Annotated in this window: 27 protein-coding genes; 13 read left to right on the top strand and 14 right to left on the bottom strand. The window is 63.5% G+C overall.

Annotated features, from left to right (window positions below; genetic code table 11):
• Nucleotides 1–130 precede the first annotated feature (130 nt).
• From ACVMB1_RS08720 to ACVMB1_RS08700, 5 genes are all read left to right on the top strand, one after another.
• Nucleotides 131–748, top strand: a complete 618-nt coding sequence (locus ACVMB1_RS08720) for an FAD synthetase (protein ID WP_246786706.1) — start codon at nt 131–133, stop codon at nt 746–748.
• On the top strand, nt 745–1,269 hold the full coding sequence (locus ACVMB1_RS08715) for a flavin reductase family protein (RefSeq protein ID WP_141342333.1): 525 nt from the start codon (nt 745–747) through the stop codon (nt 1,267–1,269). The genes ACVMB1_RS08720 and ACVMB1_RS08715 overlap by 4 nt, the downstream gene beginning before the upstream one ends.
• Before the next feature lie 71 nt (nt 1,270–1,340).
• Entirely contained in the window at nt 1,341–2,210 is an 870-nt protein-coding gene (locus tag ACVMB1_RS08710) for an intradiol ring-cleavage dioxygenase (protein WP_456848496.1), read from the top strand.
• A 67-nt stretch (nt 2,211–2,277) separates the two neighbouring features.
• Complete coding sequence (locus ACVMB1_RS08705) at nt 2,278–3,456, top strand: muconate/chloromuconate family cycloisomerase (protein WP_141342331.1); 1,179 nt, start codon at nt 2,278–2,280, stop codon at nt 3,454–3,456.
• A 202-nt stretch (nt 3,457–3,658) separates the two neighbouring features.
• The gene (locus tag ACVMB1_RS08700; RefSeq protein ID WP_076826426.1) at nt 3,659–4,555 is read left to right on the top strand and encodes a LysR family transcriptional regulator; all 897 of its coding nucleotides are present in this window, start codon (nt 3,659–3,661) and stop codon (nt 4,553–4,555) included.
• Nucleotides 4,556–4,564: 9 nt separating this feature from the next.
• Here the strand turns inward: ACVMB1_RS08700 and dusA are convergent, their stop codons facing one another.
• Nucleotides 4,565–5,560, bottom strand: coding sequence for a tRNA dihydrouridine(20/20a) synthase DusA (dusA, locus tag ACVMB1_RS08695; RefSeq protein WP_256520561.1), 996 nt, complete (start codon nt 5,558–5,560; stop codon nt 4,565–4,567).
• A gap of 135 nt (nt 5,561–5,695) precedes the next feature.
• Here dusA and ACVMB1_RS08690 point away from each other — a divergent pair, with 135 nt between their 5' ends.
• The 3 genes from ACVMB1_RS08690 to ACVMB1_RS08680 all read left to right on the top strand — a co-directional run bounded on the left by ACVMB1_RS08690 (nt 5,696) and on the right by ACVMB1_RS08680 (nt 7,959).
• Nucleotides 5,696–5,956, top strand: coding sequence for a hypothetical protein (locus tag ACVMB1_RS08690; RefSeq protein ID WP_233475717.1), 261 nt, complete (start codon nt 5,696–5,698; stop codon nt 5,954–5,956).
• A gap of 750 nt (nt 5,957–6,706) precedes the next feature.
• Nucleotides 6,707–7,372: a hypothetical protein gene (locus ACVMB1_RS08685; RefSeq protein WP_076826722.1), complete on the top strand. Its 666-nt coding sequence runs from the start codon at nt 6,707–6,709 to the stop codon at nt 7,370–7,372.
• On the top strand, nt 7,369–7,959 hold the full coding sequence (locus ACVMB1_RS08680) for an RES family NAD+ phosphorylase (RefSeq protein WP_076826425.1): 591 nt from the start codon (nt 7,369–7,371) through the stop codon (nt 7,957–7,959). The genes ACVMB1_RS08685 and ACVMB1_RS08680 overlap by 4 nt, the downstream gene beginning before the upstream one ends.
• Before the next feature lie 27 nt (nt 7,960–7,986).
• On the opposite strand, the gene ACVMB1_RS08675 is transcribed toward ACVMB1_RS08680, so the two are convergent.
• Nucleotides 7,987–8,229, bottom strand: coding sequence for a DUF3363 domain-containing protein (locus tag ACVMB1_RS08675; RefSeq protein WP_244558751.1), 243 nt, complete (start codon nt 8,227–8,229; stop codon nt 7,987–7,989).
• Between ACVMB1_RS08675 and ACVMB1_RS08670 the strand changes: the two genes are divergently transcribed.
• Nucleotides 8,198–8,488, top strand: coding sequence for a DUF2000 family protein (locus tag ACVMB1_RS08670; protein WP_307720385.1), 291 nt, complete (start codon nt 8,198–8,200; stop codon nt 8,486–8,488). The two genes, ACVMB1_RS08675 and ACVMB1_RS08670, sit on opposite strands and share 32 nt — an antisense overlap.
• Before the next feature lie 209 nt (nt 8,489–8,697).
• On the opposite strand, the gene ACVMB1_RS08665 is transcribed toward ACVMB1_RS08670, so the two are convergent.
• Complete coding sequence (locus ACVMB1_RS08665; protein ID WP_141342328.1) at nt 8,698–9,492, bottom strand: enoyl-CoA hydratase/isomerase family protein; 795 nt, start codon at nt 9,490–9,492, stop codon at nt 8,698–8,700.
• A 189-nt stretch (nt 9,493–9,681) separates the two neighbouring features.
• On the opposite strand from ACVMB1_RS08665, the gene ACVMB1_RS08660 reads away from it, so the two are divergent.
• Nucleotides 9,682–10,191: a ParB N-terminal domain-containing protein gene (locus ACVMB1_RS08660; RefSeq protein WP_141342327.1), complete on the top strand. Its 510-nt coding sequence runs from the start codon at nt 9,682–9,684 to the stop codon at nt 10,189–10,191.
• A gap of 219 nt (nt 10,192–10,410) precedes the next feature.
• On the opposite strand, the gene ACVMB1_RS08655 is transcribed toward ACVMB1_RS08660, so the two are convergent.
• The 7 genes from ACVMB1_RS08655 to ACVMB1_RS08625 all read right to left on the bottom strand — a co-directional run bounded on the left by ACVMB1_RS08655 (nt 10,411) and on the right by ACVMB1_RS08625 (nt 17,298).
• Entirely contained in the window at nt 10,411–10,812 is a 402-nt protein-coding gene (locus tag ACVMB1_RS08655; RefSeq protein WP_141342326.1) for a Zn-ribbon domain-containing OB-fold protein, read from the bottom strand.
• A gap of 83 nt (nt 10,813–10,895) precedes the next feature.
• Entirely contained in the window at nt 10,896–12,092 is a 1,197-nt protein-coding gene (locus ACVMB1_RS08650) for a thiolase C-terminal domain-containing protein (RefSeq protein WP_253640098.1), read from the bottom strand.
• Nucleotides 12,089–13,372 carry a CaiB/BaiF CoA transferase family protein gene (locus tag ACVMB1_RS08645; protein ID WP_141342324.1) on the bottom strand — a complete coding sequence of 428 codons (1,284 nt, stop codon included), beginning with the start codon at nt 13,370–13,372 and terminating at the stop codon, nt 12,089–12,091. Before ACVMB1_RS08645 ends, ACVMB1_RS08650 begins: the two co-directional genes overlap by 4 nt.
• A 53-nt stretch (nt 13,373–13,425) precedes the next feature.
• A complete protein-coding gene (locus ACVMB1_RS08640; RefSeq protein WP_141342323.1) occupies nt 13,426–14,649 on the bottom strand; it encodes an ABC transporter substrate-binding protein in 1,224 nt (407 codons plus the stop codon).
• Between the two features lie 27 nt (nt 14,650–14,676).
• Nucleotides 14,677–15,642, bottom strand: coding sequence for a PDR/VanB family oxidoreductase (locus tag ACVMB1_RS08635; RefSeq protein ID WP_141342322.1), 966 nt, complete (start codon nt 15,640–15,642; stop codon nt 14,677–14,679).
• Nucleotides 15,639–16,958, bottom strand: a complete 1,320-nt coding sequence (locus ACVMB1_RS08630; RefSeq protein ID WP_141342321.1) for a Rieske 2Fe-2S domain-containing protein — start codon at nt 16,956–16,958, stop codon at nt 15,639–15,641. Before ACVMB1_RS08630 ends, ACVMB1_RS08635 begins: the two co-directional genes overlap by 4 nt.
• 13 nt (nt 16,959–16,971) lie before the next feature.
• Nucleotides 16,972–17,298, bottom strand: coding sequence for a hypothetical protein (locus tag ACVMB1_RS08625; RefSeq protein ID WP_141342320.1), 327 nt, complete (start codon nt 17,296–17,298; stop codon nt 16,972–16,974).
• Nucleotides 17,299–17,505: 207 nt separating this feature from the next.
• Here ACVMB1_RS08625 and ACVMB1_RS08620 point away from each other — a divergent pair, with 207 nt between their 5' ends.
• Nucleotides 17,506–18,000, top strand: a complete 495-nt coding sequence (locus ACVMB1_RS08620; protein ID WP_253587174.1) for a MarR family winged helix-turn-helix transcriptional regulator — start codon at nt 17,506–17,508, stop codon at nt 17,998–18,000.
• Nucleotides 18,001–18,021: 21 nt separating this feature from the next.
• On the opposite strand, the gene ACVMB1_RS08615 is transcribed toward ACVMB1_RS08620, so the two are convergent.
• From ACVMB1_RS08615 to ACVMB1_RS08600, 4 genes are read right to left on the bottom strand one after another with little or no spacing between them, the layout of a single operon-like run.
• Nucleotides 18,022–19,215 carry a CaiB/BaiF CoA transferase family protein gene (locus tag ACVMB1_RS08615; protein ID WP_141342319.1) on the bottom strand — a complete coding sequence of 398 codons (1,194 nt, stop codon included), beginning with the start codon at nt 19,213–19,215 and terminating at the stop codon, nt 18,022–18,024.
• Nucleotides 19,216–19,225: 10 nt separating this feature from the next.
• Complete coding sequence (locus ACVMB1_RS08610; RefSeq protein ID WP_456848493.1) at nt 19,226–21,463, bottom strand: acyl-CoA dehydrogenase; 2,238 nt, start codon at nt 21,461–21,463, stop codon at nt 19,226–19,228.
• 13 nt (nt 21,464–21,476) lie between these two features.
• A complete protein-coding gene (locus ACVMB1_RS08605; RefSeq protein WP_225648237.1) occupies nt 21,477–22,286 on the bottom strand; it encodes an enoyl-CoA hydratase/isomerase family protein in 810 nt (269 codons plus the stop codon).
• Between the two features lie 58 nt (nt 22,287–22,344).
• Nucleotides 22,345–23,211, bottom strand: coding sequence for a FadR/GntR family transcriptional regulator (locus tag ACVMB1_RS08600; protein WP_083714940.1), 867 nt, complete (start codon nt 23,209–23,211; stop codon nt 22,345–22,347).
• Nucleotides 23,212–23,291: 80 nt separating this feature from the next.
• Between ACVMB1_RS08600 and ACVMB1_RS08595 the strand changes: the two genes are divergently transcribed.
• Nucleotides 23,292–24,431, top strand: a complete 1,140-nt coding sequence (locus ACVMB1_RS08595) for an acyl-CoA dehydrogenase family protein (protein WP_456848491.1) — start codon at nt 23,292–23,294, stop codon at nt 24,429–24,431.
• 71 nt (nt 24,432–24,502) lie between these two features.
• Nucleotides 24,503–25,687 carry an ABC transporter substrate-binding protein gene (locus ACVMB1_RS08590; protein ID WP_244558760.1) on the top strand — a complete coding sequence of 395 codons (1,185 nt, stop codon included), beginning with the start codon at nt 24,503–24,505 and terminating at the stop codon, nt 25,685–25,687.
• Nucleotides 25,688–25,880 lie beyond the last annotated feature (193 nt).

Below are 25,880 nucleotides of genomic sequence, written 5' to 3'. Positions count from 1 at the left end.
GCGAAAGGTATCACACCATACCGCGCAGACCGGCCTGGCTCGGGCTATGACTCGATGGCACGGACCGGACGGCAGGGATCGTTCGGCCGGCGCAAGCCGCAGCTGATGCAGCACGGCAAGGGAGCGAACCATGGGCAAGGGTTTTGACAGCAGCGCTGTCGCTTTCCATCGCGATGGGAAATTGGCCCTCGACGCCTGCGTCGTGACCATCGGCGCATTTGACGGCGTCCACCGCGGCCATCAGGAGCTGCTGCGGCAGACCATCGCGGCAGCGCGGCGCCGCGGCATTGCAGCCGTGGTCTACACCTTCGATCCGCCGCCAAAAGTGTATTTCGGCCAGGCCAAGCCGCTGATTTCGCTTCGCGAAAAACTCGAGCGCATCGCAACATTCGCGCCTGACCACGTCGTCGTCGCCGATTTCAACCAGATCTACGTCCGGCGCACCGCGCTCGATTTCCTCGCCGAATTGCAGCTTCTGCGACCACGCGAAGTCATCGTCGGCGAGGATTTCCGCTTCGGGTCCTGCAAGGGCGGCACCGCGCTGCTGTTGCGGCAGCACTTCAACACGCGCATCCTGCCGCCGGTGCGCTGCGGCAATGGCGAGATCGTCTCCAGCAGCCGGATTCGCGCCTTGCGACGATCCGGCCTTGCCGCCACCGCGGCGACGCTGGAAAACTGGCGGGATATCGTGACCGCGCCACCGGCCAACCGATCCGGTTTGGCCCAACTCGAGGTCGCAAGCCAATGACCGCCATCGATCCGCGAGAGTTGCGCTATGCCTGTGGCCAGTTCGGCACCGGCGTCACCATCATCACGACACATTGCGAGGGCCGCGATCACGGCATGACGGCCAACGCCTTCATGTCGGTCTCGCTCGATCCGCCGCTGGTCGCGATCTCGATCGCGAAGAGCGCGAAGATGCTGTGCAACATCCAGAACACCGGCCGCTTTGCGGTCAGCATCCTCGCCGAGGGCATGGAGGATCTCGCCTGGCATTTCGCCGGCAAGCCCAAGCTCGACCTCTGTGACGTGTTCGAGCGCCGCAACGAGTTGCCCGTCATCGCCAACGCGGCAGCGTATTTCGTGACCGATCTCGCCGATGAGATCGTCGCGGGCGACCACACCATCTTCCTCGGCCATGTTCGCGAGATGGCGCTGGAGCCCGGCAAGAAGCCGCTGCTGTTCTGCCGCGGCCGCTTCGGCGGCCTTGCCGATCCGCACCCTGCACCCGCGACGCTGGAGAATGCCGCTTACGAATTTGTCTGGTGAGACCAGCAACCGATATTCCCGAGAACGGGAATGCAAGTTTGAGGAAACTGCAAAAAAAAGGAGGAACGACCATGCTGAACGTCAACAAGGACACCATCACCGACCACGTGATCGCCGCGCTCTCCAAGGACATTCCGGATCGCAACCGGCAGATCATGATGAGCCTGATCCGCCACATGCACGACTTCTGCAAGGAGGTCGACCTGACCTTCGCCGAGTGGTTCGCCGCATGCGAATTCCTGCGCCGCGCCGGCGACATCTCGGACGAGAAGCGCAACGAGTTCATCCTGATCGCCGACATCCTCGGCGTCGAGGTGCTGGTCGACATGCTCGATCATCGGGTCACCGACGGCGAGAGCGAGTCGACCGTGCTCGGACCGTTCTACCGGGAAAACCCGCCGGTGCTGCCCAAGGGCGCCTCCATCATCAAGAAGACGTTCGACAACGCGCAGACCGTCAAGGTCTCAGGGCGCATCAGCGACACCGCGGGGCGGCCGATCGAGGGCGTCACGATCGACGTCTGGGAAGACGCGCCGAACGGCCTCTACGACCTGCAGGATCCGGAACAGCCGGCCTACAATCTGCGCGGACGCTTCACGACCGAGGCCAACGGCGAGTATGCCTTCAGGGCGCTCCGCCCCGAGCCCTATCCGATCCCCTATGACGGCGCCGGCGGCGAGCTGCTGAAATATATGGGCCACCATCCCTGGCGTCCTGGCCACATCCATTTCATGCTTTCGAAGGACGGCTATCAATCGCTGATCTCGCAGATCTACGATTCCGAGACCAAGTATCTCGACAACGACTCGGTGTTCGCCGTGAAGCAGAGCCTGATCGGCAAGTTCGCCAAGGCCCCCGCCGGCGCCGACACCGATCTGGTTCTCAACTTCGACTTCAAGCTCAAGAAAGCCGCCGTCGAACGGCTCGTCGCGGCCGAGTAAGACCCGTTACGTCCTGCCAGGCCCATCAGCCTGGCAGGGCTCACTCTGAACTGACCTGCGAGGACATATGAGTCGTGCCGTGATCGAAATCGCCGAGCCCGTAGAGCGCGTGCAGGCTCACGCGAAGGACACTGCGATCCGCAGCATCCGCGCGACCATCGTGGAGGCACCGACCCGCCGCCGGCACAAGCTCTCGAACACGGAAGTCACGCATCAGGGTTACGTGCTGGTGCGCGTCCTGCTCGATAACGGCGTGACGGGCATCGGCGAAGCCTCGACGCTCGGCGGGCCGCGCTGGGCCGAGGAGAGCGTGGAGTCGATCAACGCCGCGGTCACGAATTATCTGGCGCCGGCGCTGCTCGGACAGCCTGCGCTCGCCTTCGAAGCCAATGCCTTGCGCATGAGCAAGGCCGCCACCCGCAATTTCGCCGCCAAGGGTGCCATCGAGTCCGCCCTGCTCGACGCCACCGGCAAGACGCTGGGCCTGCCCGCCAGCGTGCTGCTCGGCGGCGCCGTGCGCGAACGCATGGAGGTGATCTGGGCGCTGGCCTCGGGTGACAGCAGCCAGGAGGTGGAAGAAGCGAAAGAGAAGCTGCGGCGCCGCGAACACCGCCAGTTCAAGATCAAGTTCGGCTTCAACCGCCCGCAGGTCGATCTGAAGCGGTTGCAGGCGCTGCGCGCCGGTCTCGGCGATGAGGTGCGCCTGATCGTCGACGTCAACCAGGGCTGGACCGAGGCCGAATGCATCCGTTTCATGCCCGCGCTGGAGGAGCTGGATGTTGCCCTGATCGAACAACCGGTGTCGGCGCTACAACTGGAAGCGATGGCGCGGGTCGCGGCCCGCACTTCGATCCCGTTGCTGGTGGACGAAGCGGCTTTCACCAAGGAGGAAATCGCGCGCGCGGGCGCGATGGGCTGCGGCAGCGTCTACTCGCTGAAGCTCGTCAAGAGCGGCGGCCTGTTCGAGATGAAGCGCGCCGCGGCGGTCGCCAGCGCGCACGGCCTCGAGCTCTATGGCGGCTGCCTGCTGGAGAGCAGCATCGGCGCGGCGGCGCATCTCGCCGCCTTCGCCACCATGCCCAGGCTCGAATGGGGCACCGAACATTTTGGTCCGCGAATCCTGGTGGAGGATCTGGTCGTCAAGCCGATCAGATTCGACGAGTTCGAAATCTGCGCCCCTGACGGCCCCGGTCTCGGCGTAGAGGTCGACGAGGACAAGATCCGCGCCTTCGCCCGGAAGGACTAGCCGGATGGCGTCGTTCCCGCGGACAATCGTTCCCGCGGACAATTGACAATCCACGGGCCCACGCCCAGTCTTCGCGTCGCAACCGTCGTCTCGATCGTGAGCACATGACCACGCGATATCGAACCCGGCAGGATTTTTCCGCCGCTTCCGCGGAAGCGCGCGAGCAAGCGTTCGGCTAGCCGTGCCCGATCGCGACGATGTCATGGATCTCAGGCGGCTGGTCTATTTCGTCGCCGTCGCCGAAGAACTGCATTTCGGCCGTGCCGCATCGCGGCTCGCGATCGCGCAGCCGCCGCTCAGCCGGCAGATTGCGCAACTCGAGAGCGATCTCGGCGTCATGCTGATCGACCGGAGCCGCAGCCAGATCCGGCTGACCCAGGCCGGCAGCGTTCTTCTGGAACGTGCGCGCGACGTGCTGGAGCGGCTCGACCGCACGCACCGCGAGATCAAGCGGATCGGCGAAGGCTTTTCCGGGCACCTGCGCGTCGCCTTCGTCGGATCGGCGACCTATGGCGTGCTGCCAAGCGTGATCCAGGCGTTTCGTTCGGCCTATCCTGACGTCGAGCTCGCGCTTTCGGCGATGAACAACGCCGAGCAGAAGCGCGCGGTGATCCAGCGCGAGATCGATATCGCCATCGCCCGCCCCTCGCTCGACGACGAGGAGCTGAAGTCCGAGCCGCTGCTGCAGGAGCCGCTGATCCTCGCGCTCTCTGACACTTCGCCCCTGCTCGAGCAAAAGGTCCCGCGGCTGGCGGCGCTGAAGGCCGAGACGTTCGTCCTCTACCCGCGCAAGCCGCGCCCGAGCTTCGCCGACCACATCCTCAATATCTGCCTCGAAGAAGGCTTCATTCCAAAATCGCAGGTGCTGGCCCAGGACTATCAGACCGCGATCAGCCTGGTGTCGGTCGGCGTCGGCATCGCGCTGGTGCCGAAATCGGTCTCGGAGGCAGAGCGACCCGGCGTCGCCTACCGCGCCTATGAGGGACACAATCCGGGCACTGCGCTGTCGCTGAACTACCGGCGCGACAACCGGATGCCGCATCTGTTCAATTTCCTGAAGGTCGCACAAGACGTCACGCGGCGTCAGCGCAAGCCATAACGATCGCCCTCAGGCCGCGACCGCCGCCGGCGTGCGATCGTCGACGCATGCGATCGCCTCGCGCAGCACATCGATGTCAGCCCCCGGCCGAACGCCGTTCTCCGCGAGGTGCCTGCGGAACGCACGCGCGCCCGGGACGCCATGGAAGGCGCCGACGAAATGCCGCGTGATCGAATGCAGTCGCGTGCCTTCGGCAAGCCGCCGCTCGATATAGGGCAGCATCGCCGCGAACACGTCCTTCATCGTCACGTGCGGCGCAGTCTCGCCGAACAGCTCGGAATCGACGGTGAGCAGCCGCCACGGCTCCTGATAGGCCGCCCGCCCCAGCATCACGCCATCGACATGCGCCAGATGCTGCTTCGCTTCGGCGAGGCTCGTGATGCCGCCGTTGATGATGATTGGCACATCCGGCAACGCCGCCTTGAGGCGATAGACCCGATCGTAGTCGAGCGGCGGGATGTCGCGGTTCTCCTTCGGCGACAATCCGTTGAGCCAGGCCTTGCGCGCGTGCACGACGAGCGCGGCCGCGCCCGCGGCAATCACGGCGCGCGCCAGCGTATCGAGCGCGACTTCCGGATCCTGGTCGTCGATGCCGATCCGGCATTTCACTGTGACGGGAATCCGCACCGCGCGCTTCATCGCCGCAACGCCTTCGGCGACCAGCGCGGGCTCGGCCATCAGGCAGGCGCCGAAGCGGCCATCCTTCACCCGATCGGAGGGACAGCCGACATTGAGATTGATCTCGTCGTAACCGAACTGCTCGCCGATCCCTGCGGCGGTCGCCAGATCGCGCGGGTCGGAACCGCCGAGCTGCAACGCCACCGGATGCTCGCTGGCATCGAAGCCGAGCAGCCGTGCCCGGTCGCCGTGGATAATGGCGCCGGTCGTCAGCATCTCCGTATAGAGCCGCGCCCGCCGCGACATCAGCCGATGGAAGACCCGGCAATGCCGGTCGGTCCAGTCCATCATGGGTGCCACAGAAAAGAGATAGTCTTGCGATTCCAATGATTTACCTTAAGCTCTCAATGGGATGTAACAAGAACGAGTACCCGCCAAATTTGCTGAATTTGCACACGTTTGTACCCGTTTTGACCTCTCGACGCACACGTATCGCACACCGTTTGGGAAAAGCACACGACCATGGCCACCTTCACTCAGTTGCCGTCAGGGAACTGGCGGGTCCAAGTTCGCCGCAAGAACCGTTATGTGGCAGAGACCTTTCGCCGCCGCAAGGACGGCGAGGAATGGGCGCTCGACGTGGAGCGCAATATTGATCGTAGCGGGTCACCCAAACCGCGCGCTGCCGTAAAAGCGAAGACCTTCGGCGACATCATTGATCTGCACATTCAAGACATGCGCGAGTCGGCCGCCCCCCTCGCCGATCCAAAGCGGCCGTACTGAAGGCGCTCAAGATTGCAAACAGCGCGCCCGCAATGCCGCCAGCCGCGGCGATAGCCCCGCCCTCCTCAAATATCTCGGGCTCATAGGCGAACCACCATTCGAACAATCGCCAGGGCAGGTAGACCGGATAGCCGCTAATGGCGAACACGGCGCGCCAAGCCGCGCCTGAAATCCGAGCGCCGCCGCCGTCCATTGCGTCGCTCCCCATGTCGACGCGATGACGATGCCGAAGACAACGGTGATCTGACCGACGTAGATTTTTGCCGGAAACATTGTCCGCCCCACTCGACGCTCGCAACGAGCGCGGCTGAAAAGCGGGATGACGGCTCGCATTCAACCTGAATAAAAATCGCCGTCGGCAACGAGATCCGGCTCGATCAAACCCATCGAAGCAAGATCATTGTCGCGGCAGTCTCGGCGTGGGTGAGGAAGCTCCTCAATTGAAGGTGAATGGCATGATCAAACTGGATCACTGGTTCGGCCTTGCCCAGGATTGGTGATCGCGCATGCGCACACCGGCGAATGAACGAATCGAACGAGGGCCGCTTGTGCCTTCAACGTCGATGGTCGCATCGACCGTCAGCCTGAAAAAGGGCGCACGGTGACGAAAGCACTATCGCCGCGCGACGGGCTGCGCGATGGCAGCGATCTCGTACACGGATCAATTATACTACTATAATACCTCTGTTGTGGTTTGTCAAAGTTGACAAAGTTGCATTCGATACCGATATTGAAGGCGGAGTTCAGCTCATGTCCAAGGCACAGTCAAAGCCCTCCGGTACCGAGGATCTGTCCGTCCACGAGGACGGTGTGATGATGGTACTTAAGCAGAAACCCGCGGCCCTGAAGAGCCTCGCGCTTCCTGCCGACGCGCAGGTCGCCATCGTTTCCAAAAGCGTGACCGCACTGCAGAAGGTGCGTGAGCAGAACAAGCAACTAACGGGGCAAGCATTCCGGTTCTTCTCCGAGGCGGCGAAGAAAACCGCTGTCGTCAACAAGGACGCATTCGCGCCCAATGCCCGCGCGCTCGCCGTTCTCGAGGGCGTCCGCATTGCGCAGGAGGATCTTCGGCGATCCGGCGGTGCGTATGATCTGGACCAGGTCAGAACGCTCCTGCGGGGCATCTCCCGGCAGGCCGTCGACAAGCGCGTGCAGGAAGGCAGCCTCCTTGCGGTACCGGGTCCCAGCAACCACCGAAGCTTTCCGACGCTTCAGTTCAACGTCGACGGCACCGTCGTCGAAGGTCTCAAGTCCGTCCAGGAGGCGCTGCCGACCAACAACCCCTGGACGGTTCTGAACTTCCTCGCCCAGCCTGACGACCGGTTGGGTGGCCGCAAGCCGATCGACCTCCTGAGGGAAGGCAAGGTTGAACTTGTGGTCGAGGCCGCCCGGCGCATGGCTCAGCAAGGCGCGTGAGCGCTCCGCTGCCGCCGGACGATCTCGATCGTCGCCGTCCCCGCCAGGTCCGGCTGCGGGCGGGTACGGTCGTTCACCGGTTCTACACCGCCGGGTACGATCCAATCTTCTTCGATACATCGCGTCTCGGCCGGCTGAATGCGCCCGACGGGAGCTATGGCGTTCTCTATGCCGCCCGAGAGCCTTTTGGCGCCTTCGCGGAGACGTTCCTCCGCGTGCCGGGACGGACGCTGCTCGACCCCAGCCTGCTCCGTCGCAAGGCCTATGCTCGCCTCAAGATCACGGCAGATCTTTCGCTGGTCAGACTGGCCGGCCCCTCCCTCGCCATTCTCGGCGCGACCGCCGAGCTGGTGCATGGCGGACTGCCTTACGACGTGCCGCAGGCCTGGTCGAAGGCGCTTTTCAGCCATCCGCTCAATCCCGATGGCATCGCCTATTACGCCCGCCACGACGACGAAGGTCTCTGCTATGCGCTGTTCGATCGCGCACTCAGCTCAGTCAGAGAAATCGATCGACAGACCAACCTCGATCAGGACTGGTTCTGGCGCCTTGCGCAGCGATACAGGGTCGGACTTGCACCCGGCTAGCCGCGTCGAAGTCGGAGAGGCTCTGGACTAGCGTCCGATGCCGCGCTTCATTCCGATCGACCAGGAAATGCCCTCTCCGCCGACGCTGCCGCTGACGAGTTGGCCACGCGCGCGCTCCAGAACCGGCCGCCAGGGCACCAGGACGAATTCGCGCGACTGCTCGATCAGCGCGTACCGTCCGCTACTGAGCGTGAGCATTCGCTTGTAGACGCCGCTGAGGCTGTCGCCGGCCCTGACGTTGCGATATTCGCGCCCCGTAAGCTTGCCCACACATGCAAACCGTCCGGTACCAATTCTGCAAGCCACGCCCGAAGCGCTGTCCGTACTGCTGACGCGCGCGCAGCCATTGGCGAGCGGCGCCGTTTTGGTCCCCTTTCCTCAATTCGCCAGGGGACTCCACCGCTTTGAGGACTATCTCGCCGAATTTCCGCTGCGCGCGCTCTCGAACGAGACGATTGACGGCTTGGGCTTCTACGGGCCCGAGAAATGGGTTCGGTCGCTGACCGGCAATTTGAAGCTCTTGCGCTGAAGATAACGCCCCGTCGTGAACCTGAGGACTGACCTCATCATGAGCATGGTCGTGTACCCTTACGCCATGGCGCCATCCCCGCTCAAGCATAGCTGCGAGGTGCTCTCGTTGGGATATTAAGACTTCCAGCCCTCGTGAGCCACGTTTCAAGCTCACCGGGAAGCCCTCGCGTGCGAGCGTCCGGCTACCTCAAGGGGAGCCGTGTGACATTAGAGCTTCTGTATTTCGGCTGGTGGTCGGCCGGCCCGCAGGCCTTCCCGAGCCGAAGCTGTCCTCATCACGGTGGAAAAGCTTTTGCGCTCGTCAGCCAGGCCTTCGGCCAACGGACGGTCGAGAGCTGACCGGGTAAGGCGCTTGGCAAAGGCCAGGCCTTCGGCACTTCGGCCCGATAGCTCAGCGCCGATCTCAAGGGAACGCGCGAGCGGATCGGCGACGACCTCATGCACAATTCCGATTTCGTGCGCGCGCTGTCCCGTCACTGTCAGGCCACGAAGGATCATCTCGAGCGCCCTGGCCTCTCCAACGATCCTGGGCAAACGCTGTGTACCGCCACCACCCGGAAAGATGCCGATGCGCGTTTCCGGAAGCCCAATCGCCGTAACACTGCTCCCGGCGATGCGCAGGTCGCAGGCCAGCGAAAGCTCGAAGCCTCCTCCCATGCACAGGCCATTGATAGCCGCAATGACCGGCTTGTCGACCGCTGCAATCGCATCCGTCAGCGCGTGGAAACCGGGTGGTCGAGGACCAGGCGACGGCGGGGCGCGAGGCGCTCCGCGCTCAATCGCGTCTGCGGCCTCAGAGAGTTCCCCAACGTCGTAGTGACGGATGAAGATGCCAGGTAGGCCCCCTGTAATGACAATGACCCGGACCGATAGGGCCATCCCTGCAGCGGCTACCGCATCGAACATCTCAGCCGCCCCGACGGCCGTCATGGTGCCGAATGGGGCGTTAGCATAGGTGATGACACGGATCGCGTCGTGATCCTGGATGGAAACAAGGCGCATAGCCTACTCTCACTGCAACCGCTCGCCGGACAATCACGCGTTGGCGCTGCACCGCTCAGAATGCGCCCGGCTCCCGCACCGATCAAGCCTCGGCGCGCTAAGATTGCCATTGCAGCCGCGCGGTTCATTCTTAAAATCCTGCCTCTCCGGCATACGTTTCGGACGGGCCTGTACAGCGGAGTAGACGTTATGCCCAAACCGGAAAGCTTCCCAATCGAGAAGATCTACGTTCCCGTGAAAAGAAGGAAGGCAATCAAGCCTCAAGTCGTCGAGGAGATCGCTGGAAGCATTCTGGAAATCGGACAACAAACCCCCATTCTCGTCAGGCCCGACGAAGACCGCTTCGTTCTGGTCGAGGGACTACAGCGGCTCGAAGCTTGCAAGGCGCTTGGAGAGACGACGATTGTGGGAATCGTGGTCTCGGCGGAGGATGCTCAGCAAAGGACGCTCTTGTCCGAGGGACCCGAAGCAGATGCAGAACGCGACAAGATGGCGCGATTGAAAAAGCTGCGTCTTGAGAAGGAAGCTGCAGAAAGTTCGAGTGCTGCCTTGAACCGGACGGATAAGCAGCGAGCCCGCTCGGCAAGGGGCGCGGGCGAGAACCCGAGAACAACGCCAAGCCGGACCTCAGCGCCGACGCCGAAAAAGACGTTGTCAGATTGGATCGCCCAGCAGAAGCGCGACGGTGGCCGTTATTGATTGCCCGCCTTCGGTCCTGCATCCAACGTCATCTAGCTGGCGATGGATTTTTCTTGATCTCTCGCTGCTCAAGCGATCTTCTAAGCCACAGCAATACTTGAACTTTCGCCCCATCCATCCTGCGCTCGTTTGAGCCAGCTTAAGCCAAGAGAAATAACGTCGACACACCGGGTCCGGCTCGTCTGCGTCTGGATTATTCTTGCCAATCCACAAAACTTGTTAGCCGGTCGAGTGACCGTCCACCCGGTCAGCGCCTTGCTTCAGCCGCCATTGCAGCAACGAAAAGGATGGATCGGACTCCGGGTGATGTTCGAAGACTCCTCCAACCTCAGTTCCGATGACCACGGTCTGGCGCGGATCGCCCAGCAGATTACCCACCATGCGCACGCCACCGGCGTGTGGTAGCTCGACGAGCAGCGCGAGATACGGGCCGTGCTGCTTTAGCGCCGGGTATGACGGATGCCACACGCGTTCCCAACTGTAGATGCGGCCGGTCGGCTCGACGTCCGTCCACCTAAGGTCAAAGGAATGACAATTGTGGCAAATCCATTCAGGCCCGAACTGCCAGGAACGGCAGCGGACGCAGCGTTGCACCAGCAGGCGGTTTTCCCGCAGGCCCATCCAATACGGCGCCGAAAGCCCATCTGGGTCACTGACCGGAATGGGCAACCCGGCAGGGAGATAGTGCGCACGTGAAGACCCACTCATAGCGTCGCCTCTGAACCCAGAATGAGGTTGCTGGCCGGCGTCACCATCGGGCCGCCGATCACCAGCGCCACATCATTTCGTCGAGCCTGGCTCGCCGACGCGCCACGCACCTGACGAACCGCTTCCAACACCAGCTCAAAGCCGTGCATGTAGCATTCGGCAAGGTTGCCGCCACTGGTGTTGAGCGGGAGCCTCCCGGATGGAGCGATCAAATTGTCGAAGGTCAGGAAGTCGTTGGCCTTCTCGGGCCTGAAGAAGCCGTGCTCCGCCAGCGCCATCACGACACCGCCGGTGAAGTTCTCGTACGCCTGGACCACACCGACATCTGACGGCCCTACCCCGGCCATGCGGTACAGATCGGATGCAACGGTGCCGAAGTTCGCGGTGGCGTAGAGCGGCGCATTGTGCGCCGTTGCCGCCGCACGATGTCCGGATCCGAAGGCCGCACCGAGCAGATAGGCCGGCTTGTGCCGGAAGTCGCTGGCGCGCTCTGCCGATACCAGCACCAATGCCGCTGCGCCGTCATTTTCCATGCAGCAATCGTAAAGATGGAAGGGCTCCACGATCCAGCGCGAGGCATCGTACTTCTCGATATCCAGCGGCTTGCCTCGCATCACCGCGCGCGGGTTGGCCTGGGCATGATGATAGGAGGCGAGCGCAATCGCGCGCAAAGCCTCCTGTCGCACGCCATGCTCGTGCATGTAGCGTTGCACCCGCATGGCAAAGCGCTGCGGGGGAGCCAGCACCCCATAGGGCATCAGATAGGACCGTTCGCCCGAAACGGTGTGAATCCCGGCTGCCTGTCCGAAACGGCCATATTGGGCCTGCGCCAATGAGCGGAACACCACGACACAATCGGCAAGGCCCGCGACGATCGAGGCGGCCGCATTGGCAACCGCCGCGCTGCAACCGCCGCCGCCTCCGCCCCATTGCATGGTCGCGGAGCGCAGTCGATGCGTACCCAGCGCCGCAGCCAGCCGTGACGCCTCGCTGCGATCGTCGCTGTAAGACGAGAAGCCATCGATCTCGCGGGGATCGAGCCCGGCATCCTCGCAAGCCGCCAGGATCGCCTTCAACGCGAGCTTGAATTCCGGATCGGGAGAAGCGCCATGACGATAATATTCGGTTTCACCGATCCCGATCACGGCCACACGGCCCCGCAGCGTCCGCTCGTCTCGCGCGCGCCCGGTCACGGTTTGGCATCCTGTCGCGAAGCCTCGCTGCCGAAGGCTCCGCCTCCGGCAAGGCGCGCGATCTCCGTCTTGTCGTAGCCGAGCAACTCAAGCAGCACGTTCTCGGTGTGCTGCCCAACTGCCGGTGCCGCAACGGGATCCACGATCGGTGTCCGCGAATACCGGATCGGCAGGTTCACGTTCGGCACCCACCCCACCGTCTCATGCGGGATCCGGGTGACGATCCCGCGCTCCCTCGCCTCGGGCGAACGGATCGCCTCGCCGACGGTGCGCAGCTGGCCGCAGGGCACGCCGGCCGCCCGCATCCGCGGCTGCCAGTGCGACCAGGGCTGCCGGGCAAAGGCATCGCCGAGGATCGCGAACAACTCCTCGCGCCGGCGGATTCGATCGGGGCCGGTTGCATAGATTTCGGCCCCCGCGAGATCCTCGCGCTCGAGAACCTGCGCCGTCAGGCGCTGGAAGATCTTGTCGTTGCCGCAGTTGATATAGAAGGAGCAATCGCTGGCCTGGAACACACCCGACGGACACGTGTCCGGGCTGGTGTTGCCGCTTCGCCTCGGATCGGCACCGCTAAAGAGCGACTGCGTGGTCGCGTAGCCGGTCATCAGGACGGCGTTCTCGAACAATGACACCTCGACGGCCTGGCCGTGTCCGCTGCGCTCGCGCGCCAACAGGGCGCCAAGGATCGCATTGCTGGCCATCATCGCAGTGCTGATGTCCATCACCGGCGACAAAGCCCGCACGCCTTCGCGGTCGGCATAGCCGTTCATCGACACGAAGCCGCTCTCGACCTGCGCGATCGGATCAAAGCCAAGCCGGTCCGAAAATGCCCCGTCGCGGCCATAGGCCGACACCGAGCAGTAGATGATCTCGGGTTTGATCTTGCGGCAGCTCTCGTAGTCGAGCCCCAGCCGTGCCATCACGCTCGCGGAAAAATTCTCGACAAGGACGTCCGCCGTCGCGATCAGCTCGCGCGCGATCTTCAAGCCCTCCAGGGATTTGAGATCGAGGGCGACGCTGCGCTTGTTCCGGTTGGTCCACAGGAACGGCGCGCCGTGCCTGAGATCGGGATGCACCGGGGGATAACGGCGCAGATCGTCGCCGCGGCCCGGCGCTTCGATCTTGATCACCTCGGCCCCCATGTCGGCGAGGATCATGGTGGCAAACGGCCCCGCGATGAAATGCGAGAAATCGATCACCCGGATCCCCTCAAGCGCTCTTGGCGCGCCGGCGGGACGAGGCGTGTGCTCGGGGAAGTCGGCTTCAAGCTGATCCAGCATCGGGATATCCGTCAATTTGAGCAGTGTTGATCCAAGGATCGCGGCCGTCGTCGTCAATTGCTCTTCGGCGGGTCGACGAGCGAGCAACCGCCCTGGTCGAGCGGCCGGAAGGCTTCCGGCCCGGACAGCGCGCCGACCTGCTCCAGCAGGTCCCACTTGCTCTTCGAGGCACTCGGGCTCTTCACCTTGAAGATGTACATGTTGTGGATGGCGCGGCCGTCGGCGCGCACCACGACTGGCCCGAACAAGGCGTCATCGATCGGCTTCTCCTTCAGCTTCTGGATCACGGCCGGCGCGTCATTGGTTCCCGCCGCCAGCGCCGCGTTCAGATAGGCCAGCACGGAGGAATAGACGCCGGCGTGGAAGGCGGTCGGCGACTGCCCATGCTGCCGCTCGCCGAATTTGGTCGACCAGGCGCGGCTGGCATCGTCGAGGTCCCAGTAGAACGGCTGCGTGATGATCAGCCCCTCCCCGACCGCAAGCCCGCTAGACTCGACATCGTTGGTGGTGGTCAATAGCGCGGCGAAGGTGCGCCCGCTCTGCTTCAGCCCGAACTCGGCGGATTGCTTGATCAGGCTGACGGTGTCGCCACCGGCGGTCGCGAACGCGATCACGTCGGCGCCCGAGCCTTCGGCCTGCAAGATGAACGAGGCATAGTCCGCATTGTTGATCGGTACATTGACCGATCCGAGAACGGTCCCGCCGCCGGCACCGATCACCGCCGTTCCGTCGCGCACCATCGATTTGCCGAGCGCATTGTCGGTGGCGATGAAGTACCATTTCTTGCCGCCGTGATGCACGAGATAGGCGCCGATGGTGTGAGAGGCCGCCCAGGTATCGAAGGTCCACTGAATCGTATTGGGTGAGCAGTATTTCCCGGTCAGGTCGGACGACGCCGCGCTCGATGCGATCAGCGCCGCTTTGGTGCCGCGCATGACCCCGTTGACCGCCAGCCCAACGGCCGAGTTCGGCACGTCGGCGACCGCATCGACCTTCTCCTGATCGATCCAGCGGCGCGCGATGGCGGCGCCGACATCAGCCTTGTTCTGGTGATCCGCCGAGACGATCTCGACCTTGAAATCCGGATGAAGCCGCATGAAGTCCTCGGCCGCCATTTTGGCCGCTGTCACAGAACCTTCGCCGGCATTGTCCGAGTAAGGGCCGGACGCGTCGTTGAGCACGCCGATCTTCAGAGACCGCGCGGCGACCGCCGTCGCCGGCGAACCGGCACAAAAGGCCAGGAGAGCTATTCCGGCTATCTGCGAAAGATACTTCATTGTTTCCACCCGCCGTATGTTGTTGTGTTAGAGATCGAGCACAAGCGTCCGGGACTTGGCGCCCGAGCAGCAGATCATGACGCTCTTGTTCGCCGCCTGCTCTTCGTTGCTCAGGAACTGGTCGCGATGGTCGGGTATGCCCTCGAGCACGCGCGTCTCGCAGGTGCCGCAGACACCTTCGGTACAGGCATAGTTCGCGGCGATCCCGGCCTCCAGCAGCGCATCGAGGATCGTCTTGCCGGGCTCGACTGCAATCGTGCGGTTGCTTCGCGCCAGCTTGACGTCGAAGCCACCTTCGGTGGCTGGAGCTTCCCGGGCCTTGAAATATTCGACATGTACGTGATCGGCCGGGCGATCGGCCGTCGTCGCCTCGAGCGCCTCGAGCATGGGCACCGGACCGCAACAGTAGAGATGCGCGCGAGGCGGAGCGTTCCTGACGAGCGCCGGGAGATCGAACACCCGTCCCGATCGCTCGTCGTCGAAATCGAGATGTACCCTCGATCGATACGTGCCGAGTTCGTCGAGGAATGCGGCAGCGGCGCGCGTCCTCGCGGCATAGAACAGCTCCCAGTGACGTCCAAGCGCCTCAAGCCGTCGGATCATCGACAGCAGCGGCGTGATGCCGATGCCCCCGGCGATCAGGACAGAATGGTCGGCCTCCTCGCGGAGCGCGAAGTTATTCCGCGGCTCGGAGATCCTTATGATGTTCCCGACCCTGACGGTGTCGTGGACAAAGCTGGACCCACCCCGGCTCTCGCCATCCCTGTTCACCGCGATGACATACCGGTGCCGCTCGCATTGGTCGTTTACCAGCGAATAGCTGCGGATCATGCCGTTCGGCAGATGCAGGTCGATGTGGCTCCCGGCCGTGAACGGCGTCAGTTCGCCGCCCGTCGGGGCAATCAGCTCATACGAATTGATCCGCTCGGCCTCATATCCGATACGCTTGACCAGCACCTCCAGCGTACCAGCCGTGTGTTCGAATGCGCTCACAGCTCGTACCCGAAATCGGCGCCAAGCTTCGCACGCATGAACGGCGCGCCGACGTCAACCCACAAATCCTCCGGCGGCAACCGCAGCGAGACCGCTCGCACCATGAACACGTCCGGGTCCAAGACTCCTTTGGGCTTGATCGCGTGATCGCGATAGGCGCCAAGCGCTTCAAGAATGAAACGTCGCGTCATCGCGATGCCGGTATCACTTGAGCAGAGCGTCTCCTTGGTGCGATCAAAGATCGGCGAGACGCCGCTTTGGCAGGCGCCGTCCTGCACCCAGAGCCCCGGCAGGCCCGAGAACCAGGTGGTCCGCTGCGCCTCGTAGTCGAACTGAAAGCCGTTCTGCGGATTGTATTTCGTCCAGTAGCCTGCGTATGGGACCGTCACCGGGTGCTGGACGAGCGCGTGGCGGCTGGCATGACCACTCTCGCGGCCCTTGTGTCCTTCGGCGAAGACCTGCCGGGTTTTCTCCAGCAGCGGCTCCGATGGATGATAGGAGAACATGATGCAGAGCGTGTTCTCGTCATCGATCGGGACCCAGGCGTGCCCGCTCAAATCCGGGAACGGAGACAGCGGAGGCACCAGCGTATAGAACGGCAGCAGGAACTGGTTGACCCGCCAGTACAGCGTGTTGGCATCGTAATTGCGCCGCGCGGCGATGCTCATGCCGAAATCCTGCTTAATGCATTCGAAGGTCGGGCGCAGGTCGCGCTTCTGGATCCAGGCGCTCGTCGTGCCCTGCGCATCCAGTCGTCCATGAAGCAGCGGCGCGTGCGCTGAATCGATCTCACCCTCGACCGCCTGCAGCCAATTGCACTCCTGGACGCGAACCGAGATGTGCACCTGCTCGGCAGGCACCAGATTCCATTCGAGATTCGGCAGCGGCGGAAGCTCAGCCTGGTCGGGACCCATATAGGTCCAGATCATCCCGTTGCGCTCCTTGCAGGGATAGGCCTTGATCCGCACCCGCTCCTTGAGGCGACTGCGCACTGGCTCTGCCGGCATGTCAGTCACGGCGCCGGTGACGTCGAATTTCCAGCCGTGATAGACGCAGCGCAGCCCGCAATCCTCATTTCGTGCAAAGACCAGCGGCGCTCCGCGATGCGGGCAGGCCTGGTCGACCAGCCCGATGCGCCCCTCGGAATCGCGAAAGGCGACGAGATCCTCGCCCAGCAGCCGGATGCGCTTCGGCTGCCCGTCCGCGGCGAGATCAGCCGACGGCAGGAAAGGAATCCAGTACAGGCGGAAAAGTTCGCCGAGTGGCGTTCCCTTGCCGACCCTCACCAGCCGTTCATTGTCTTCGCGCGAGAGCATGGGGTCGCCTCCTTCAATTGCGTGTGGCCGGGCCTGCCGCGCCGCCGAGAAGCGCGGCGACACGGTCAGACAGTCCGAGATCCTGGGCGGTCCAGAGCGGATCGGATGCGGTGAGCGGCTGGCGTGGAATGGGAGGTTGCTTGCCCTGCTCCACCAGGCCGACAATCAATTCGATGCGCCGCCGCTCGAGCTCGCGCAGAGCGTCCTCGACGACGGCGGCTTCAGCCGTGCACCCCGGCAGCTCCGGATAGGCAAGGCGAACCCGCCACTTCCCCGGCTCGGTTTCGACTGCCTCCGCCTCAAGCAAATAGGGAATCGACAGCAGCTCACGCAGGTCCAAGTTTCAACCTCCCTGAACGACGTCTTCGCATCGCATTTGATACGTATACGTACTACATTATCGGAAGGCTGGCAAGAGCCGAGGCCGACCCTGTCTCCCTCAGAAAGAGGCTGGTGACGTGGTTCGCCACAGGGTTGAGGACGATCAGCCAAGCTGCTAACGGCTAGGACGCAATTCGCAGAACGCAGCTGGGATCCAGACAACGGCATGGCAGCCGATAAAGGCAAGCAGACAACCTCGGCGGCAGACGTTGCACGCGACTGGCAGCTCGAGGGTGGTGTCGGATTCCTGTTGCGTCTGCTGGAGGCCCGCTACGATGGGCTTTATCAAAGCATGACGCGCCAGAGCGATATCACGCCGCGGCAGTTCGGTGTGCTGATGGCGCTGTATCAGTTAGGTCCTCTAACCCCCTCCGTGTTGGCCGAACGGATCAGCTGCGACCGCAACACGCTCAGCGAAATGCTGAAGCGCATGGTCGCGCGCAGACTGGTCTCGAAGAAAGACAATCCGGACGACCGCCGCTCGCTCCAGGTGCAGATCACGGCTAAAGGCGAGGAAGCGCTTCTCGCCGTCATTCCGGCCGCCACCGAGCTGCAAAACATCATGCTGGCCCCCCTTCGCAAGGAGGACCGCGCGCATTTCCTGAAATGCCTGTTGGCGATCGCGAAGGCTCCGCCGCCGGACAGTCCGGCCGATACGTGAAATCGCCGGCGTCCAGCGGCCCTACGCCTGCACCTTCCCGAACGTGCCCGCAGCGGCGAGCGTCGCGATTGCGTCCGGCGACAGGCCCAGGATCCGCGACAGCACATCGTCCCGCTGCGCGCCGATCCCGGGAACTCGACGTCCCATCGGCGTATCGGCCCCGGACATCTGCCATGGCGCATTGACGCCGATGAAGTCACCTGCCCCGTCCGAGACGGTCCCAAACACCCCACGTTGGCGCAAATGGGCATCGGTCAGCGCCGCGCCCGGCGTCCGGTACTCGGCGCAGGGAACACCGGCGCGATCCAGCGCCGCGATGCATTCAGCAACGGTGTGGCGTTCGGTCCATTTCTCGATCACCTGCATCATGGCGGTCCAATTGGCGCCGCGCGCTGGAATGGTCGAAAAGCGCGGATCGTTCACCAACTCTTCCTGCCCGGTCACCTCGCACAGCGCCGCGAAATTACGCGGCGTGACCGGGGCGATCAGAATATCGCCATCGCGCGCGCGGACCGGCCCATAGGTCGGGCGCGGCGAACGGATCGGGAATTGCGCCTCCTGAAGCTCATAGACCAGCAGATTCATCATGCAGTCCATCAAGGCTACATCGACGCGCTGTCCTTTCCCGGTGCGCGTTCGCTGGACCATCGCGGTCTGGATCGCGGAATAGCCGAAGATGCCGCCGAGGATATCGGCGACAAAGATCGCGCCCGGCGCGGGACGCTCCCGGTCACCGGCATAACGCATCAAGGAGTGATCGAATCCGCTCTCGGCATGGACGATCATCGCATAAGCCGCGCGCTCGGCTGCTGGGCCTGACTGGCCATAACCCGAGATCGAGCAATAGATGAGGCGCGGGTTGATCTCGCAGAGCGTCTCGTAGCCAAGACCAAGGCGGTCCATCACGCCAGGGCGGAAATTCTCGACGAGAATGTCCGCCTCCGCGACCATGCGATGTACGAGCCTGATGGCGTCGGCATTCTTCAGGTCCAGCGCCAGGCTACGCTTGCCGGCATTGAGCTGGCCGAAATAGGTGCTGTGGCCTTCGCGCAGCGGCGTTCGCAACCGCATGTCATCGCCTTCCGGAGGCTCGATCTTGATGACCTCGGCGCCGACGTCGGCGAGCAGCCGCGCGCAATACGGCCCTGCCACCATGATCGAGAAATCGAGCACGCGCACGCCGGTGAGCGGCGCCCTGTCGCCATCCTTCTGCATCCGATCTCTCCTATCTCGGCAGCCCGAGCGCGCGTTGCGCGATCAGACTGCGCTGAATCTCGTTGGTCCCGATGCTGATGACCCACATCAGCGAATGCCGCAGGCTTTGCTCGAAGCGACCGTTGTCGATCGCGCCCGGCATCTGCTCGGACAGCGCGGCACGCATGCCAAGGATGTCGAGCGCAGCCTCGCCGAATCGCTCCATCAGCTCACCGGAGAACACCTTGCTGATCGCGCCATATTCCGGCGGCGTCACGCCGTCGGCGGCAAGTTCGGCGCAACGCATCATCAAGAGACGGCCGATCTCGATCTCTGACGCCAAGGTCACCATCCTGTCGCGGATGATTGGATCATCGGCGAGAGACCGATCACCTTGCTTCGCCATCACTTGCGAACGCAGTTGCTCGAAGGCGTGCGCGACCTTCAGGACGATCCCGCCACCAACCAGCCCGCGCTCGAAGGCCAGCGCGCCGGTCAACACTTTCCAACCGCCATTGACCTCGCCGACCAGGTTCTCGGCGGGGATGCGGACGTTGTCGTAAAAGATGTTGGCAAACGTGCCATCATACATGGTTGCTGATGGACTGATCGTGATGCCCGGCGCATCCATCGGCACGATGAACATGCTGATGCCCGCGTGTGGCGGCTTCGCGTCCTTGTCGGTCCGCGCGGCGAGGAACATGTATTTGCCCCACCAGGTGGTGGTCCAGATCTTCTGGCCGTTGATCACCCAGTGATCGCCGTCCCTGGCCGCACTGGTGCGCAGCGCGGCAAGGTCCGACCCTGCCTGCGGCTCGCTGTAGCCCATGCCATGCATCGCTTCGCCACGCAGGATTTCCGGAAGGTATTTCTGCTGCTGCGCTGCCGTGCCGAACATCATCAGCGCATTGGCCTGGATCGCCGCGCCGATCCGCGGCGCCTCGCCCCGCTCCATGGTCTCCATGAAGGCGATCTGCTCCAGGGGCGAGCGCGCCTGGCCGCCGAATTGCTCTGGCCATCCGAGCCCGATCCATCCGGTCTCACCGATGTCGCGGGCGAAGCCGGCATCGAACTCACGCTTGGCGAAGGGCCTTCCGTCGAATGCTTGCTTCGTATCTCCAGTCCAGTGTTGCTCGAGCCAGAGCCGGATCTGCTCGCGAAACGCATTTCCAGCGGCCCCGAGGTCATATTGCGGCAGCCCGACGCCGCCCGCATCCAACAGCCGCGCTGCCAGCCTGCTCTTGGCATCCGAGACGCCGCCAAGCGCGATCGTATCGAGATGCACGCGCTTGAAGTGGATTGGCGCCTCGTGCTCTTCGGCATAACCGATCGCACCGAACGTATGCTGGACCTCCAGCGACACCTGCCGTAGCGCATGACCGGAGAACGCCGATGCGCAATCGGCGAAGTAGCGCCAGCCGCCCTCGCCGCCGTCATGCAGTCTGGCGGCATGGTCGAGGATCAACCTGACGCCTTCGAGCGCAATCAGGCAGTCGGCCAGCTTGTGCTGGATGGCCTGGAACCTGCCGATCGGCTGCCCGAACTGGTGCCGTTCCTTGGCATAGTCCACGGCGAGCTCAAAGGCACGCCGCGCCGCGCCATAGGCACGCGCGGTCAACATCGCTCTGCCCTTGATGCGGAGATGGTCGAGATCGACTGTATCTATGGGAATGCGCGTGAGCGGCGCTTCGTTCAGCCGGACCTCGTAGAGCCCCCACGCTCCCATCGCGCGGGTTGCGACGCACTCGACACCGGGACCGTCAAGATTGATCAGCCCAAGCTGGGCCTGGTCAAGAACGACCAGAAGGTGCGTCGCGCCTCCGGCAGCCTCGACAAAACGAAGCACGCCCTTTGCCTTGAGGTCCGTGACCTCAACCGCTCCTGTGCCGGCGTCCGGATCCAGCGCACCAAATGAGAAGGCGACGGTCGCCTCCCCGGACTGCAGCCGCTCCAGCAGATCCACCGCGACGTCGACCTGCGATCCGGAGATCGCAAGATTGGCGAGCGCCGCAGACCACATCGGCGCCGTGCAGCCGGCCCGGCCGAGTTCCGCCATGACGACGAGGATTTCGGCGAGCCCGCCTTCGCTGCTCTCCGCACCAAGCGCGGCGACGCCCTGCCCAACGAGCTTGCGCCAGATCGCCGACACCTCGTCCGGCGAGGACGATGCGGCTAAACCGAGTGGAAACCAATGCTCGTCCAGGAAACCGCGCAAGGAATCGCGCAGCATTCCTGCGACATCGTCATTCGAGGCTTCGATCGCCGCCATGGTGAGGCCCGCGCTATGCCTGGCCGAATCTGGGCTTCCGCTTCTCCTTGAACGACATAGTCGCTTCCTTGTGGTCGGCAGTCTCGAACGTCACCTGCTCCAGCGCCATCGACGCCTCCAGCAGCATGTTGACGCGCTCCTTGACGATCTGGTTGATCGACAGCTTGGTCCAGCGAATGGCCCAGGTCGGACCGTTGGCGAGCTCGACCGCGATCGCGCGGGCCTTGGCCAACACCTCCGCGCGCGGCGCGACATGATTGACCAGCCCGATCCGCTCCGCCTCATTTCCCTTCAGGAGCGTGCCGCGGATCAGGAATTCCTTGGCCTTGTTGATGCCGACCAGCAGCGGCCAGATCACTGTGCCGCCGTCGCCGGCGACGAGGCCGACACGCGAGACGTGGGTGTCGCCGATCCGTGCGTCTTCCGCCATCACCGTGATGTCGCAAAGCAGCGCATGGGTCGCCGCAAGGCCGATGGCATCGCCATTGATCGCCGCGATGATGGGCTTGTCGAGCTCGAGCTGGCGGGTGACTCCGCGGCGGCTGATCATGGGATCGTGTACCTCGCCCTCTTCGAGCACGTCGCCGCCGGGCCGCTCGGACATCGCCTTGACGTCGCCACCGACGCTGAAGAAGTCGCCCGCCCCGGTCAGCACCACGGCATTAACGGCGTGATCGTCGGCGAGGTCGTCCCAGATCGTGCGCAACTCGCGGATCAGCTTCTGATTGATGGCATTGCGCGCCTGCGGGCGGTTCAAGGTCACGGTCGCGACCTTGTCCGCGACCTCGACCGTCAGGCATTCATATTTGGCGTAATTGGACACGTTTGCCTCCATTGTTTCGCTGTTTGAGTTGTTTGATTATTGGCAACGCGGGCGCGCGCTAGCGGCGCATCCCGGGCTGCACATCCGCCAATGCGACGTGAAGCGACATGGCGCCCGGATCCTGCTCGAGCATGCGCTGCACGGATTCCAGATGCGATCGCAGCAATCGGCTTGCCAGATCGACGTTCCGTTCGCTGAGGGCCGCCAGGAACTGTCGCCGCTTCTCGGCCAGCCGTGCCATCGCGACCCCGCTGGAAGCGACCTTGGCATAGACGAAGCGCATGTGGATCTCGGTGACCGAGTCCACGATCATCGCAATCACCTTGTTGCCGGTCGAGGCCGCCAGCAGCTTGTAGAACTCGCGCGAACATTCGACCCGGTCGAGCAGCCGCCCCTCCTTGGTCGCAAGCTCCGTCCGCTCGATATTGGCTTCCAATGCATCGAGATCGGCCCGGCGGGCATTGGCACAAGCCAACTGCACCACGAGGTCGAGGACGTGGACCCGCGCCTCCGACAATTCCCGTACCGAAATCGTGCCGAGGCTCAGCATGTCGCGCATGACCTCGTTCATGCGGCGGGTGTCGCCCTGCTGGATGAAGGCGCCGCCCTTGACGCCCTTCTGCAGCCGGAGCACGCCGGCCATTTCGAGGCTGCGCAATGCTTCCCGCAGCACATTCCGACTGACGCCGAGCTGCTGAGCCAGCTCGCGCTCGGCCGGCAGCTTGTCGCCGGGCTTCAGCACGCCGAGCGCGAGTTGCTCGCGAATGCGCTCGCAGATCTCCTCGAACGTCCGCCTGGTGTGAATCGGCTTGAATGTCGGCGCGGCCGGCGAGCCGGCCGCACGATGATCGGTGGCCCGCTCCCGGCGGCTCGGCGAGGCGGCACGGGACCGCCGCGGCGCGCGAGGGCTTGACTTGGTGCTCATGCGATGAATTATTAAATGGATCACCCATTCAATGGAAGCCCTTTTTTGCTTCCGGCAAAGAAAACGAAACGGGAGTTCGCATGAGTTTTTCCGAGGAGCAGGTCGCGTTCCGTGACAACGTGCGCAGAATGGTCGCCAGGCACGTGGCGCCGATCGCCGCCGAGATCGACGAAACCGACCGCTTCCCGCTCGAACTGGTCAAGCTGTTCGGCGAGATGGGACTGATGCAGCTCTGGGTGCCGGAGCGCTATGGCGGCCCGAATGGCAACCTGACCATGGCCTGCATCGCGCGCGAGGAGATCTCCAAGGTCTCCCCTGCCTGTGCGTCGATCGCCGCGCTCAACACCATGTTCATCATGCCGCTGCTGCATTTCGGCTCTGAGGAGCAGCGCAAGAAGTATCTGCCGATCATCGCCGAGGGTGGCGTGGTCACGGCAATCGCGATCTCGGAGCCGCAGGCCGGCTCCGACGTCGCCGCGCTCAACACCCGCGCCCACAAGGACGGCGATAGTTATGTCCTGAACGGCCGCAAGCAGTGGTGCAGCTATGGTGTCGCGGCCGACTACATCGTGGTCATGGCGCGAACCAGTGACGGCGCCGGTGCAGACGGCATCAGCGCCTTCATCGTCGAGCCGAAGAGAATGCCGGGCATCACGTTCGGCCGCCACGAGCGCAAGATGGGCTTTCGCGGCGCGCCCAACACGCCGATCTTCTTCGACAATGTCCGCGTTCCCGCGGAAAATCTCGTCGGTGAGGAAGGCAAGGGCTTTCGCGCGTCGATGCGCGCGCTCGACCTCAACCGGCCGACCATCGGCGCGCAATCCGTCGGCCTCGCACAAGGCGCACTGGATGCCTGCGTCGCCTACGCCAAGGAGCGCAAGCAATTCAAGAAACCGATCGCCGAGTTCCAGGGCGTGCAGTTCATGCTCGCCGACATGGCCATGCAGATCGAGGCGGCCCGCGCGCTGGTCTACGAATGTGCCCACGCCGGCGATGCCGGCGACTGGAAGCGGCTCAACGTGCTTGCCAGCATGGCCAAATGCGTCGGCAGCGACATGGCGATGAAGGTGACGACCGACGCGGTCCAGATCTTCGGCGGCTACGGCTACACGATGGACTATCCGGTCGAACGCATGATGCGCGATGCCAAGCTGACCCAGATTTTTGAGGGCACCAACCAGATCCAGCGCGTGGTGATCGCCCGCGAGCTGCTGCGCTAGCGCGGATCGATTTCAAGAAGAAGCAATTGCAGGGAGGAACGAACTTGAACCACATCATCAACCGGGCGCTGATGGCCGGCGCGGTGTCAGTACTGCTGGCGGTACCTGCCTATGCTCAGAAAGCCTACGGTCCCGGTGCCAGCGATACCGAGATCAAGCTCGGCCAATCGACGCCGCTGAGTGGTCCCGCATCCGCGTTCGGCGCGGGCGCCGGGCGGGCGGTGGTCGGCTACTTCGAGATGCTGAATGCCAAAGGCGGCATCAACGGCCGCAAGATCAACTTCACGCAGCTCGACAATGCCTACAGCGCGCCGAAGGCGGTCGAACAATCGCGCAAGCTGATCGAGGACGTCGGCATATTGGCCGAGGTCGGCACGATCGGCACCGCGCCCAACGTCGCGATCCAGAAATACCTGAACGCCAAGCAGGTGCCGCAGCTGTTCATCACCGCCGGCGGACGCCGCTTCAACGATCCCAAGGCCTTTCCCTGGACGATCCCGCTCTATCCCGACTTCGAAACCGAAGGCCGCGTCGTCGCCAAATACATCCTCACCGTAAAGCCGGACGCCAGAATCGGCGTGCTTTATCAGAATGACGACTATGGCAAGGACTACCTGAAGGGCCTCCGCGCCGGCCTCGGTCCGAAGGCCGAGCTGATCGTCGCCCAGGCCTCCTACGAGCTCGCCGATCCGACGATCGACTCGCAGATCGTGCAGCTGAAGGCCGCCGGCGTCGACACCCTGATCGAGCAGTCGTCGTCGAAGGCCGCCGCGCAATCGATCCGCAAGGTTTACGAGCTCGGCTGGAAACCCCTGCACGTGATCGGGGGCTCGACCGCATCGGTCGAAACTATCCTGAAGCCCGCGGGCCTCGAAGCATCGAAAGGGCTGGTTACAACGCAATTCCTCAAGCAACCGGGCGACCCGGCGTGGGCCAACGATGAGGAGGTCAAGGCCTACAAGCAGTTCTTGAAGGCATACGCACCTTCAGCCAACCCGGACGACTATTCTGTGCTCGTGGCCTATATGAACGTGCACGCCGTGGAGTTAGCGTTGCGCAAATGCGGCGACGACCTGACCCGCGAGAACCTCATGAAGCAGGCTACCTCGCTGAATGGCGAACGATTGCCGATGATGCTCCCAGGCGTCGCGATCGGCACCCGGCCCGGAGACTACACACCCTTCAGAGCTCTGCGGATTGCGACATTTGATGGAGAAAGCTGGTCCTTGACCGGCGCTCCTCTATCGGCCGACTAGACCAGACTAGACTGCGGGCGGAGAGCCACCAAGGCTCTCGCTAAGCTCGGGTAGGTCTGCTCGAACAAGCAGCTGCGTCCCATCATGTCGCGGCGAATCCTCACACGTTCGGTGACCATTGCGCCTGCCTATCTCTTCTCCGATGCCACCTCCTACTTGAGGGACGGTCGCTTTGGAACGGCTGCCAATCCCC

The organism is Bradyrhizobium sp. USDA 4504, from assembly GCF_054063995.1.
Note: the sequence above shows the minus strand (reverse complement) of the source record. Positions and strands in the feature narration are given on the sequence as shown.